This is a genomic window from Candidatus Galacturonatibacter soehngenii (assembly GCF_008830185.1).
Classification (GTDB): domain Bacteria; phylum Bacillota; class Clostridia; order Lachnospirales; family Lachnospiraceae; genus Lachnotalea; species Lachnotalea soehngenii.
Genome location: NZ_WAGX01000008.1, coordinates 222,806 through 236,728, shown reverse-complemented (window position 1 = coordinate 236,728; position 13,923 = coordinate 222,806). Strand labels below are relative to the sequence as shown.

The window sequence follows — 13,923 nt, the reverse complement described above, 5'->3', positions numbered from 1 at the left end:
ATATACAACATTCACAACAAAAAATTTTGATGTTTTTCGTTACAAAATATCCTATCCTATATTTTAATGCAAAAGTGCAAAAAAATAAAGAGGAAATACGTGGCTTTTATGCATTTTCTCTTTATTTTTGTCAGAAACTTGATTTTTTCAGCTATACATAGTTCACAACCGTGCATTATGTCGCACTTATCAGTTCAATTTAAATTCTATAAACCCTTCGCCCAGCACTTCTCTGGCATCACTAACAATGACAAATGCTCGTGAATCAATCCGAGTGACGATTTCTTTTACCTGTACAATTTCTTTTTTTGAGACAACACATAGTAAAACTTTCTTTTCTGTAGAAGAATACATTCCAGTTGCATTCAACCCTGTTGCCCCTCTACCAAGTGAGGTCATGATTTCCTTTGCAACTTCATCGTGATAGTCTGTTATGATATAAGCTAGTTTTGAGAATTTTAGCCCCTCCAAAATCCCATCCGTAACCTGCGATACCACTACTATTGAAATAATGGCGTATAAGGCTTTGTTTAATCCAAAGATATAAGCACCTGCGAGTACAATAGCTGCATCAATTACTTGCAGTATTTGAGCTATGGTATAGTGTTTTAAATAATGTTGGATAAATGCTGCTACCATATCGGTTCCACCTGTAGTCGCTCTGGCTAAAAATACTAAGCCAATTCCAACACCACTAATAACACCACCAAAAATTGCAGCTAAGATATAATCATCTGTCAGAATATTAATTCGTGGCAATACATAAAGCCAGAACGATAATAGCACAGTAGAATAAAGAGTTCTGGCAATAAATCGAAACCCTTTTACCTTAATTCCAATTAAAAAGACAGGAACATTTAAGATAATATTAGTAAGCCATAACGGTATATCAACTAAAGCTTTTAAAATGATTGCAATTCCTGTAAAGCCTCCAGTAACCATTGTAATCGGGTCATAAATTGAATTTATTGCAAGTGCCATCAAGCATGTGCCTAACGTCATGAATAAATAATCCATATAAACCGGTCTGTTACCTGGTATTTCCATGTTTAATCACCATTTTCATATTTTTTAATTTTGCTAATCAGAAGTTTTTTCTCAATTAATTTAGTTAGCCAGTTGTTTTTTAAGTTAAGATCACCCAATTGAAAATCATCTCCTAAACCTAGCCACACACTAGCACTAATCTTATTCTTATTTGCGATTATAAAATTTTCTTGAAAAGGCGAAGATAATATGGACAAAATCACATCAGGAGCAACACTGTTAATTTCATTTACAATCGAATCCCAGTCCTCATCATAGCTATTAATCGCATACTTACCAGCAATATTTAATCCAATATGCCTTTTGGTAATCATCTTCATGTACTTATCCACGTCTTGTTCTTTTTCTCCAAGAACGTAAATTGTCTTCTCTTTTTCTATAACCTTTTTAAAAAACTGAATAAGAAATTCTCCGTCAGAGGCTTCTTTAAGTTTTCGTTCATCTTGTAACCCCGCCGCCTCAAGAATTGCTTCATCACCTGCTACTGTCAGATCTATCTGCCTAATCGCTTCTTGAAATTCCTCATCATCTACAGCATGTAACAGTGTTGGAATTTGTATCATACTTATAGTATTCATACAATCATTATCCAAATATTCATCAATTAAGCTTTTACTTTCTGCAGTCAAATAATTGTCAATTATGACGCCAAGTATATTTATTTTATTCTCCATACCTTCACCTTATCAGTTCTAATGATTAACATTTGTTTTACGACATTAGTACTAATTATGTTTATTTTATAAGAATTCACTAATTCAATTCAATCTAGTATATCAAACTTGGTAATATTTTTCAATTCATAATTACACCGAACCTAAAATTGCTAATTAAGCTAAAAACTAATTTTGTTGATTTTCCTTTTTTATTGTTGTATAGTTAACAAAAGGAGGTGTTTCAAATGGATATTCCTTCATTATCAATTGCACTAAATCAAAACAAGCTTATGAATCAAGTCTCTGTTGCAATGCTTGGCAAGTCGCTTGATTTGACAGAAACTATGGCTGATAATATAACTGATATGATTGACTCCACTTCTGGCGCTTCATTAGCTGAATATGGAATTGGTGCTAATATTGATATTTCACTTTAACCAAAATGTTACAGAGCCACATGCGGTCTCTGTAACATTTTTTGAATTCCAGCTATTTATAACTCAATATCTATTGTATTGTCTATCGTAGGATCATCAATATCGTACTGTGTATTGTTTTGTTTTTTTGTGTTTGATGTAATTACCTCTGTAAAAACCATATAAGACAAACATACAACAATACTTATAATTAATGGTATACTAATCGCTCGTTTGAGCGAAAATTTATCTGCTCCTTTACGAATCTTAAAAACTGCTCTTAGGTGATTCTCTCGTTTACAATGTTTTGCAATCCAGATATATACACCAATGGCCAAAGCTGTTGTTCCGATTGCAATAATACCATATAGACCCGCTATCATCATTAAGTACTCAGGAGTGATCTGAGTTTGCATATCTTGAGTGCTTTGCCCTAATACATTTAACATCTTATTAGAAATAGCCATTCCAACAACACTATTGCCATTTATGATAAAATGAGCAATTATCGTAGCATAAATGCTTCCTGTCGCTTCAATAATCAAGGCAAAAATAATCCCAAGAACAAATGCATAGGAAAACTGATTAAAATTAAGATGCATAAGACCAAATACAACACCACTAATCATCACTCCGTATAATACACTATCTTTACGATACGTATGAAACAACACTCCACGAAATACGAGTTCTTCACTAATAGCTGGAATAACAGCCATTAGCAACAAATTTAGTGCCAAAGGGTTCGACATCATTTTTTCCCCTAAAGCCATAACATTGTTTTGTGAAAATAGCATGGACATGGCATTGATAAATGTAACAAGTGGCATGGTCAAAAAGGTCATTAGTATCACCATAAAAATAGTCGGTAAATCAATTTTTTTCCAACGAATTAATTTTATTGGATTGGTTTTGGTAAGAATTAAATAAATAATTGCTGGTATTATAATCAGCAACTGACTAAGTAATAATCTTTGATTCATCGATAAATCAACTTTGATTCCTATTATGTCTAATATAGAAAAGCACAATACGATACCTATATGGGCAAAGACCATAATAAGAAATAATATATCTGCTTTTAATGTTTGTCTCATTTACAAATCCTCTTTTTTTCTATTTAATAAACGACAAGTCCGTTTTCTTTTTTCTTAGAAGGGTTTTGTATAACAGGGAACTTCTATAGATCTTCCTATTATATAAAAAGGGAAGTTCAAATTGAACTTCCCAACATTAATTGAATCTAACCATTAATCATGAAGGATACAAGCTTATCAATATCTTCTTTTTCATATGCAATAATTTCAAGTTCCGCAATTTCACCATCCGAAAAAATATTTGCCATAGAAACATATTGAGAAAGCTTTGATTTTAAGTTCAATCTGTCACCTTCACCCGTTACAAGTTCAACTCGACCTGCACAACTGTCAATAACTTTAAAAAATTTGTCTACATCTTTAATATTTTGAACCTTCATAAATTCTCTCCTTTCTGCTAATGATAAGCAGATGTATTAGGACTTCTTCCTAGTGTTATTATACCTCAAATAACGATTTATGAAAAGATTAATTTATGAATATTTGCTGAAATTAATTACTATTTCGTTGCAATTGACTCTACTTCTAACAAAACATCTTTTGGTAGTCTCGCAACTTCAACGCAAGATCTTGCTGGATATACTCCTGTAAAGTACTTAGCATATACTTCATTGATTTTTGCAAAGTCATTCATATCTTTAATAAAAACAGTGGTTTTTACTACATTCTCCATGCTAGTTCCACTCGCTTGTAATAAATTTACTAAGTTAACAAATACTTGTGTTGCTTGAGCTTCTACCCCTTCTGGAATCTCTCCCGTTTCTGGATTAACAGGAATTACCCCTGATGTATATACCAGTCCGTTTACTTCAATCGCCTGTGAATATGGGCCAATTGCTGCTGGTGCCTTGTCTGTACTGATTGCTTTTTTCATTTTGAATCATTCCTTTCATCTTTTTTTCTATTATAACAGCAAAATCGCCATTACTGTAATAAATAAGTCATTCTCTTTTATTCTTTATCTATTTGGTACATAAATTACATACCATTGATCTTCATATAACTTTTGATAAAGCTCACTTTCTCCAAGAGAAACTGCTATCTGATATTTTTCTTTATTCCAAAATCCACTTTTATCACCCTTCATATCTCCTAAAACAATAACTGGTAAATCCCCCTCTTTTATTCCTTGTTCTAGCTGAGTATGAAAGCGATCCATTGTTAAATATTCTAAGTCCGGCCAAGAACTATCAAAAAAAGGCTTCATGTCCGTAATGACACATCCTATATTAAAGCTTCCAAGTTGTAACAACTCATATTCTTCATAAGGTAATAAAAGTTCTTGCAATCGATCGATTAATTCTGCCCTTTCAACTGAAGTCTTAATACCTGCAAATTCTTTTGCTTTTATTCCTTGCACCAAAAACTCATTATCACTATCATGGTAAACAAAAGTTGTCGCATAGTGGTAACCTGCCGAAAGAGGATACACCACACTAAAAGAAGCGCTCAAGATGAGAAGCAAAATAGCACAAGGTACCAGCCACTTCTTTTTCTTCTGAAATTTTTTAAGCTCTGATAATGTTTTATATTCCTTATTATCACGACTTACTAGCTCTTTTGCAAAACGAATCAAAATACATACCGTAAATGCTAGTGGCAATCCCATGTAAACTCTATAATACGCAACACCAGTATCCGTTCCTATGGTAAGTATTCCCTCAACAATGACTGTTGAAAGACACATATCACTAAAAATGATGTCTTTTTTTACATAGTAAAGTGCTCCAATACTTCCAATTGCAATTGCCCCAAATGCAACAAATACATGTGCATCCAGGTAGTCTGCATTGATTCCCATAAAAAAGGCAAGAATACAGGTGATTATAGCACCCAAAACACATATAATTCGAAATTTTAGTATTGCTTTCATTTTTACGAATACGCTATTATCTATTATGATAGCAACGACAGCCAAAAGCAATAAAACACTTCCAATCTTTAACCAGTTTCCTGCACCTCGTAACATACCTCTATAAAATAGTGAAATAATTCGGACTAATCCATGGGAAGAATCATCACCACCACCTACTGCAGTAAGCATTAAAATATCATCAATAAATTTGTCAAATCCTAAAATCCCAATCGAAAGTAAAATACTAAAAACTCCACCAATTGCTCCACCAAGAACCATCCATAAACATTTTGATATTGCTTTTTTTACGCAAAGCAAGAGCGTTTGCTTTTTATGAAGTTCCGTAAAAGAATAGTGCCAAAAAACAACCACAACTAGCCCTAATTGCAATATGTTTGGAAGCCTTACAAAAGTGTTAACTGCAAAAAGGATTCCCGTTACTACAATCAACTTATTACTATCTATCCTTAGTGCTTTTATTAAAACCATAATTCCAATTGTTTGCAATAACATACTAATCGCATTCCAGTTTAAACAATGAACCCAAGTGATTCCAAAAAAACTACCAACTAATACACACGCCAATAGGGGGATACGAGGCATATAATCTTTTAAGAAAAGATAAATTAATATTGCGGTAGCAGTATAACATAGCCAACTTGCAATGTTTAATGCAAGTACTTGATAACCAGGCATAATATGAAATATAATTCCACCTACTACTTCTCCAAATAAGTAAAATAACTCATTCACTTTCACACTCTTATCAAACAAATAACGATATTTTGTAAGATAAGAGCAAGTATCCTGCACATCAATTCCTTTGTTTATATATGGAAGAAACCAAATTATCAGTATGACAAACAACGCATACGTAACTATCTTTTCTCCTTTAGTTAACATATCTTTTTTCATTTACTTCTCCTCTTTTCCCATATACAAAAGGTAAATATTTCTCTATTGCCCAATCTATTGGTACTAATATTACAATAGCCAGGAATATTTTGACAAGCTTTTCTCCTATTGTACCTGCCACCCCAAACCGTGTAGCCAATATGCTAATTATTTCGAATACAATTAAGTGTAGTGCCAATATTCCAATCGTATGTCTTCCAATATATTCAAGCACGACCGCAACATTTTTTAAATTCTTCTCTATCCACTTTGAAAGAAACATAACACTCATTGTTCCAAGACTACCTACTAGCAAATAAAGCAATACTGACTTCCCGAATTCTCGAATCGACATATTAACACTTCCATTTAAAAAGGAAGAAAGTGTAAATACCAATACAATCATACAAATATTGATTGGCTTTTTACACAAACGTTCAAATAACTGCTCTCTATCCAATAACCGTCCAACATGCAAAAAAGCCACACTGATAAAAGCGGTATCAATACTCCAAGGCAATAAAATTGGACAAAAATATTTGAAAATAACACCAATCAAAACACTAATTGCAAGATAGCAAACTTCCTTCTTTTTATTTTTATCCGCTACTTTCAAAATGATCTTATATATAACAAGGCTTGTAAATAGTCCTGTTAAAAACCATAAAGGAGCATTTAAGGAAGACATTAAATTTATATTATTGGCAGGAACCTTCACCAAAACATCCTTTTCAGATGCATAAAGAGCATTTCTTGAATAAAATGCTCCAATCACTGGAAAAATTGCTTTTATAAATGGTTGATGTTCTACTATATTTTTAATGGAATAAGCACCTGCAAGAAAAAGCTGAAAACATAGATAAGGAATAAGTAGACGCTTTGCTTTATTTTTTATAAAAGCAGCGAGTGATTCCTTTGTACTCTCCTTAAATGTATAGCCAGAGAGCACGAAGAATACAGGCATATAAAACATGCCACCCAAAAAAGTTACAAGCCCAAGATCAAGCATCACATGATTTACTAATACAAGCAAAATCCCAATTGCTTTTGCAACATCAATCCAGATAATTCTTTTTGTTGTTTGTAATTTAGTCATCCTATCCTCAATCCTTTATTTTTTCAACTACTTTATTACCCACTTTTGTACCAATCGGTTCAACATACTTTGTAAACACAACCGCGAGAGAAAAAACGATAACAGCGGTTACTAATAAATTTATAATCATAATGCTATTATAACCAATTTTTCCATCAAGAACTAGCAGAAACCACGCTGAAAAAGTCGCAATCACAGGAAAATGTATCAGGTAAATTCCAAAACTGTACTTTCCTAAGATTTGAAATATGTTATTATTTAGCAGCTTTTGCATCCATTTACTATTAAGTAATACCCAAAATAAAAGAGTCGTACCAATCACATAAAATATAATTACTCTTGGCGTTCCCAAATATCGATAAAAGGTATGGTTAAGATTCTGACCAGCTGCAGGATATGTTGCAAAAACCAAGCCGACTAAAGTCGATATAAGTAGAATGAATTTATTCCTGCAAAATCGAACCAGTGAATGTTCTTGGTGCATCAAATCACACAAGAACATTCCAATAAATATACTTACATAAAAGCTACGTATGCTTACCAAAATCAAAATAACATATAAAACATCTCTATACTTCCATTTTCCAGTGAAATAAAGTATTGTATAAACCATCAAAGAACCAAGAAACTCATACTTAATAATCCATAAAACATTGTTATAATAAAATGGCTCTCCCAAAAAAGCATCAAGAAAGATTTCCTTTAATAATGTTAAAACGGTTGGGGTTTGACGGTTAAAGTTCATAAACCAATCTTGTGATTTGGAAATCACGGCTGCTGCTTCGTTGTGATAAGCCCCCATTTTCATTAAGAAAAAGGTTACTACTTCTAGGAAAATAATAGGTATAAGCAGTCGAAAATAACGCTTCACAGCCGATTTAACCAAGTAATCTTTATTCCCTGTCTTAAAATATTTTATACTAATCACATATCCACATAAGATAAAGAAAATTTGAACTGCCAACTTACCATTATATAAAATATTTAACGGTGTTACTGCAAGATGTGCATCTAAATTGCCAGGCATATTTGCTTCTATAATTTTCGTACTATATAAAGCAAAGTAAAACGCATAGCAAAAATGGCATAGAAAAACCATAAGTGCTGCAACTCCCCTTAACCCCTCTAGATATGTCAGCCTATTTTCTTTCATTTAAACAGCTCCTTGCTCCATTTTAACGCTGATATGTTTATAAATACTTCTTCCAACATCTACAATCAAAAACAAAATTACGAACGAATAGAGAAAAGTTGAAATAATCACATTTGATTTTCCTGCCTCTACCATATATTTTGTTAAGAATAGTGTGTACGCTGCATATGATACAATCTGATGTAATATTGGAATATAAAACTTATCCATACGAAACATAAAATAAATGACTGCAACTACATCTGCTATGTATCCATATCTTTCGTGCATAAAAGGTAAGAAGTAAACAGTTAACATTGCAAAAAATAAGAATAACGCAATTATGAATTCACTCGTAATTTCATAATCCCTTCTTTTTTTAGCAAAAACATAAAGAATACACATTAATATAGCAATAATTAATACTTTTCCCGCCGAGGAAAAAGGTCCTAAAAAAGCATCCGAACCATAAATATAATAAATATTAGGCCAGTTTAGGCTAAGTGCCCATACGTCAGTACTTCCTTGATCTATATAGATTCTTAACAAATCAAACAGTGGACGTCCTGCAATCCAAGCAGGTATAATTCCAATCAAATACATAGCTGGCATAAGAAAGAAATGCTTTATTTGAACACGATTCTTTACCCAAAGAATAATAAGTGCAGGAAAAACAAATAATGTTTGTAACTTAAATGCAAATGCTATACTATAAAATAACATTGCAACAAAAGGTTTCTCTTTCATAAAATAATACATACAAATTAATAAAAGCATCGTATATATCACATCGCATTGGCACCACAACGCACTATTATTTACTACTGTTGGAAGCATAAAAACGATTGCGTAAGACGCAATTGCTTTAGTTTTATTTTTTGTTCCTTCATATACTATTTTACCTGCAAATATCGCCATGATAAAATCCAAAATACACATTGTAACTTTATAAGAAATCATTGGATGAAATGGAAGGAGCGAAATCAGATACAAAAAATACATAAATGGAGGAGTATAGTCATAAAAATTCATACTGATTGCTTTGAAACCATGTTCGTAAAACATTGCCAGCCATGGTTCCCAATATCCAGTATAGTCTTGTGACACTACATGAATCACAGACTTTCGTAACATAATCCCAACAAATGTAGTTCCAATCCCTAATAATATTTGTAAAAAGGTTAGCTTTACTTTACCCACTTTAAATTCTTTCTCTAGTAATACACGAATAAAGTTATCCATTCGCCTCCTCCTTTTTCCAGCTTAATTTAAGTTCTTTCCCGTTAATATAAAAATAAATCTCTATACCTGCTAATATAATTAGCCCAAACTCAACAAATGCATAATAAGGAATCGGGCCAGCATAATCATAACATAGATACTCCATGTATGCAGAAAACGATAGCATAATGTGAATCAGCGGATAATAGAATCGTTTCACTGTTGTAAATGCGTATAAAATTGCTAAAATATCTGCCAAAAATCCATATCTTTCATGCATGTGTGGTAAGAAATAAGCAGTCACCATTGCAAAGAAAAATCCTGTCAGTAAAATAAATTCCGCATTCAACTCATATTTTTTATGAGCCATATAAAACATCAATAACATTAAAATCCCAAGTATAAGCCAAATACCAGCTTTTTCGTATTCTTTGATAAAAAAAGTAGTTCCATATACCTGATATATGTTTGACCATTTTAAGGAAAGAGAGTATGCATCTTGCATTCCTTGTGCCACATATATATTAATTAAATCAATCAATGGTCTTCCTGCAATCCAAGCTGGAAGTATACCAAGAAAATACATTACAAAAAGCCATAAAAAATGCTGTATTTTGACTTTATTCTTAGCCCATAATATAACAAATAGCGGAAATATAAATAACGTTTGAAGTTTAAAAGCAAAAGCTATTCCATAAAAAACCATAGCAAGACTTGGTCTATTTTTAAATATCAAATATAGACTAATCAAAATAAATGTAACATAAATAATATCGCATTGTGCCCACATTGCACTATTGGCAATCATCGTTGGTATAATTAAGAAAATACTGTATACCCCAATTGCTCTAACTTTGCTTTTTGTTATTTCTAAAATAAGAAAGAAAGCAACCAATGCTGCTAAATAATCAAATATACTACTAATCACTTTATAAGCGAACATCGGGTCAACAGGAAGCTTACTAATGAAATATAAAATATACATAAAAGGTGGTGCATAATCGTAAAAATCTGTTGCTAATGCTTGAAACCCACCTTCTTTGAGTGTCGCAATCCATGGTCCCCAAAAAACCACCCAATCATCTGTTACAATCAAACGAAATACATATCGAATCAAAAATCCTGCTACAGTCATTCCTGTTAGTAGCAAGATATCTAAAAAGTCAAAGGTAATTTGACCAATTTTTATTATTTTTTTATCCATTAGTCCTCTAAAAAAATTGTCCATACTATTTTACTTTGCCCTCATTTTCCATTTTTTCTATACTATCAGCAGTTTCCATATCCTTTTGTCTATCACGGCTTATTTTTTCATCAATTGCTATTTTTTGAGCAAGATCATTTAATTTATTCTCAAGCTGAGAATGTTCAATCGTCTGCATAAATGCCTTAATTAATAAAATAAAGATAATGACTAAAAAGACAAAATTTACAGGTGCCTGCATTCCAATTATATTAGTAGGGATTGTAACAAGAACAGGGAATATGCTGATTAAAATTAACAAAAAGGATAATATAATCCAAAAAATAGCATATTCAATTTGTAACTTTGAATATCTGATTTTTCTAACAATATACAAAGTTGTCATCAACGAAGCAAGTATTAAAATAATTCGAAATGCAAATGACATATCGTTCTCCTCTCCTTATTTTCTCTTTCTAAAACTTTGAATAAATAATATCGATATAAGCATACGAAGCATATAAAGCATAGAACGGCTAAAGTTAAGATAACTCTCTCCCTCTAAACGCTCGTCCATTTCTACTTGCACTTCCGAAATAGTTGCACCTTGTTTTATAAGATATGAAATGGTATCTGGTTCAGGACCATAATTCATATTCAATGCAAATTCTTCAATCATCTGTTTGTTAAACATCCTCATCCCAGATGTAGGATCTTTTATTGTTTTACCCGTGGTTATTTTCATAGCTACAGAGATTATATTACTTCCAAGCATTCTAAGCGAAAAAGGTTTTTTCTTACTCACAAATCGTGACCCAATTACAATGTCATACCCTTTTTCAATTTCATCCAATATAACATCAATATACTCTGTCTTATGCTGCCCGTCGGCATCGAATTGAATGGCGTAATCATACCCTTTTATATAAGCATATTTAAGGCCTGTCTGAAAAGCACCTGCAAGTCCTAAATTAACAGGCAAATTAATTAATTCAAAACCGTGATCTATGCAAACCTTCGCGGTGTTATCCTTGGAACCATCATTTACAACTACGTAATCATACTGACTGTATTTTTCTCTAATTTCATTCACAACTCGAACGATGTTCATTTCTTCGTTATAAGCTGGTATAATAATCAGTTTCTTCATAGATTCTCCCGTTTCATAAATTCAAAATTTATTCTGGCTTTGATAATAGCATTTATTTCCTCTTTTTGCAAGTCAAATACCCGTAGTAAACTTGCGGCATAACCCTTCATAAAACACGCATCAGACGCCAAAATTCAAGCATTTTCTACTCAGCTTTTATCGTGCTCTCATAGAACTTAAGTTTATCTTACAAATTGTATAAGCACTCTTAAAATTCTACAAAAATCTGTAAACCAAGCAAATGAAATCTTATTTTCCTTTAAAGCCATATGTCCTTCTTTTAGAGAACGAATATAGGCTTTTAAACCGTTCGTACTTGTTCCCCCATGGGACATCTTTATCAAGATTTCTGGAATATAGGATAAGGATACCTCTTTATCCTTTAGTATTCTTATCATATATTCGTAATCAGCAGATACCTTGTAATAAGGCTTGTATAGTCCGTATTTGTCATATACTTGCTTTCTAAGATATAGCGTAGGGTGTCCTGGCATCCAGCCAAAGCGGATATCTCCTTGACCTTGCTTCCAGGTTCGAACCACTTTATCTCCCTCCATATAAAGTAAATCCGCATGAACTCCATCTGTCTTTTCTTTCTCAATAATCGCAACCATTTCAGTGATTACACTAGACCTTGTAAACTCATCAAAGCAACAACCAATGATATCTCCGCTTGCCAGCCTAATTCCCTTATTAATTGCATCAAAAATTCCATTATCTTTTTCCGATATCCACTTAATATTTCTACCAGTACCTTGTTCTAACTCTTTTAAATATTCCACTGTACCATCTAAGGAGGCACCGTCAACTATGATATGCTCAATATTTTCGTAATCTTGCTGTTTCACTAAATCAATGATACGTTTAAGATTATCCAAATCGTTGTAGGTTGTTGTTATAACAGATACTTTGGGGTTACTCATCATCTTACTTATCCTCATAAACTTTCCGATATAAATTCATGTATTCTTCAAATCTATCATTCTTATTGTATTTCTTTGCTTTTTCTATACATTTATCATATTTTTCTGGGTGCTGGCAAACCAATTCAATGGCTTCTTTTAGTAAGTTAATATCTCCTTTTGGCACTACCATTCCACATTCTTCATCTACAGACTCCACACTTCCACCTGTAGCAAATGTAATCACTGGTGTATTACAAGATAAAGCCTCCAAATTAGTTGTTGGAAAATTATCTTCTAGTGTGGCGTTTACATAGACACTAGAAAGAGAATACAGTTGTGCTAACTCATTCACATTCTGTGTTCTGGTTATCCCTACTATGTTTGAAGGTAACTCCTTCATTTGTTTTTTATTTAAGCCAACTAAAATAATTTGATATTCCTCTGACAAAAGATGAGAAAGCTCAATAAAATACTTTAATCCTTTTCTTGCTTCCCACATATTTGCCACACCAAGAATGACATGTTTACTATCAAAACTATATTTCTTTGTTAACTCACCTTTTACTGGCTTAAACTGCTGCAAATCAATCCCATTATAGATGACTTCAACAGGATACGTTTTTAAAAACGATTGTGCTACATAATCCTTTAGCCAATAAGACGGAGTGACGATGGTCATATTTTGAACTCCATTGAACAACTCCTTCTTTTTTTTATAATTAAACAAGGAATTATCATGTAACAAACCATAAGGATATGCACTTTTATATTGCTCACAGTGATGACAGCCAGTTTTCCACTTATCACACTGTACATAATCAAAGTATGCACAATGTCCCGTAAAACTCCAACAATCATGGAGTGTCCAAACCACTGGTTTATTTTTTTGCTTTAAATATAGAAAAAAAAGTTCTATGTTTAAATAAAATCCATGAACGTTGTGAAGATGTATGATGTCTGGATTAAACTGCTCGATTTCTTTGATTAGCTTTTTCGTACTTTTTGTGGACGCAAAACCATTTGCACCTGTAACAAACTGAAATAGTACGTGATTATAAAAATCTATCTTAGAGTTCACCTTAATGCTTTTTATATCTGCAGGGGCGCTCCCTCTTCCATAGGCAATCATACACTCATTGCCACTTTGTTCTATTACTTGATATAAGTCCGTTGCAATTCTGCCTACGCTGCCACTGCCACAGACTGTGTTCACCTGAAGAATTTTCACAATTTTATCTCCAATCCAAAGTCAAAGCGGATTGTAACAATCC

15 protein-coding genes are annotated in these 13,923 nt (G+C 32.6%); 1 reads left to right on the top strand and 14 read right to left on the bottom strand.

Annotated features, from left to right (window positions below):
- Nucleotides 1-189: 189 nt before the first annotated feature.
- Both F7O84_RS18160 and F7O84_RS18155 read right to left on the bottom strand, forming a co-directional pair.
- Nucleotides 190-1,047, bottom strand: coding sequence for a YitT family protein (locus F7O84_RS18160; RefSeq protein ID WP_151148502.1), 858 nt, complete (start codon nucleotides 1,045-1,047; stop codon nucleotides 190-192).
- A gap of 2 nt (nucleotides 1,048-1,049) precedes the next feature.
- A complete protein-coding gene (locus F7O84_RS18155; protein WP_151148501.1) occupies nucleotides 1,050-1,721 on the bottom strand; it encodes a WecB/TagA/CpsF family glycosyltransferase in 672 nt (223 codons plus the stop codon).
- 227 nt (nucleotides 1,722-1,948) lie between these two features.
- Between F7O84_RS18155 and F7O84_RS18150 the strand changes: the two genes are divergently transcribed.
- Entirely contained in the window at nucleotides 1,949-2,140 is a 192-nt protein-coding gene (locus F7O84_RS18150; RefSeq protein ID WP_151148500.1) for a YjfB family protein, read from the top strand.
- Between the two features lie 56 nt (nucleotides 2,141-2,196).
- Here the strand turns inward: F7O84_RS18150 and F7O84_RS18145 are convergent, their stop codons facing one another.
- The 12 genes from F7O84_RS18145 to F7O84_RS18090 form a co-directional block, all read right to left on the bottom strand.
- A complete protein-coding gene (locus F7O84_RS18145; RefSeq protein ID WP_151148499.1) occupies nucleotides 2,197-3,216 on the bottom strand; it encodes a CPBP family intramembrane glutamic endopeptidase in 1,020 nt (339 codons plus the stop codon).
- Between the two features lie 146 nt (nucleotides 3,217-3,362).
- Nucleotides 3,363-3,596, bottom strand: a complete 234-nt coding sequence (locus tag F7O84_RS18140) for a polya polymerase (RefSeq protein ID WP_151148497.1) — start codon at nucleotides 3,594-3,596, stop codon at nucleotides 3,363-3,365.
- A gap of 119 nt (nucleotides 3,597-3,715) precedes the next feature.
- Nucleotides 3,716-4,090: a RidA family protein gene (locus tag F7O84_RS18135; RefSeq protein WP_151148495.1), complete on the bottom strand. Its 375-nt coding sequence runs from the start codon at nucleotides 4,088-4,090 to the stop codon at nucleotides 3,716-3,718.
- Between the two features lie 84 nt (nucleotides 4,091-4,174).
- Complete coding sequence (locus F7O84_RS18130; RefSeq protein WP_151148493.1) at nucleotides 4,175-5,986, bottom strand: hypothetical protein; 1,812 nt, start codon at nucleotides 5,984-5,986, stop codon at nucleotides 4,175-4,177.
- A complete protein-coding gene (locus F7O84_RS18125) occupies nucleotides 5,964-7,061 on the bottom strand; it encodes an acyltransferase family protein (RefSeq protein WP_151148492.1) in 1,098 nt (365 codons plus the stop codon). The genes F7O84_RS18130 and F7O84_RS18125 overlap by 23 nt, the downstream gene beginning before the upstream one ends.
- Before the next feature lie 7 nt (nucleotides 7,062-7,068).
- Nucleotides 7,069-8,214: an acyltransferase family protein gene (locus F7O84_RS18120; RefSeq protein ID WP_151148490.1), complete on the bottom strand. Its 1,146-nt coding sequence runs from the start codon at nucleotides 8,212-8,214 to the stop codon at nucleotides 7,069-7,071.
- Nucleotides 8,215-9,435, bottom strand: coding sequence for a hypothetical protein (locus tag F7O84_RS18115; RefSeq protein WP_151148488.1), 1,221 nt, complete (start codon nucleotides 9,433-9,435; stop codon nucleotides 8,215-8,217). It abuts the gene before it with no gap.
- Nucleotides 9,428-10,618: a hypothetical protein gene (locus F7O84_RS18110; RefSeq protein WP_192451829.1), complete on the bottom strand. Its 1,191-nt coding sequence runs from the start codon at nucleotides 10,616-10,618 to the stop codon at nucleotides 9,428-9,430. The genes F7O84_RS18115 and F7O84_RS18110 overlap by 8 nt, the downstream gene beginning before the upstream one ends.
- 25 nt (nucleotides 10,619-10,643) lie before the next feature.
- On the bottom strand, nucleotides 10,644-11,045 hold the full coding sequence (locus F7O84_RS18105; RefSeq protein WP_151148484.1) for a DUF2304 domain-containing protein: 402 nt from the start codon (nucleotides 11,043-11,045) through the stop codon (nucleotides 10,644-10,646).
- 15 nt (nucleotides 11,046-11,060) lie between these two features.
- Nucleotides 11,061-11,747, bottom strand: a complete 687-nt coding sequence (locus F7O84_RS18100; RefSeq protein ID WP_151148482.1) for a glycosyltransferase family 2 protein — start codon at nucleotides 11,745-11,747, stop codon at nucleotides 11,061-11,063.
- Nucleotides 11,748-11,929: 182 nt separating this feature from the next.
- Entirely contained in the window at nucleotides 11,930-12,673 is a 744-nt protein-coding gene (locus tag F7O84_RS18095) for a glycosyltransferase family 2 protein (RefSeq protein WP_192451828.1), read from the bottom strand.
- Nucleotide 12,674: 1 nt separating this feature from the next.
- Entirely contained in the window at nucleotides 12,675-13,880 is a 1,206-nt protein-coding gene (locus F7O84_RS18090) for a glycosyltransferase (RefSeq protein WP_151148478.1), read from the bottom strand.
- Nucleotides 13,881-13,923: the final 43 nt, after the last annotated feature.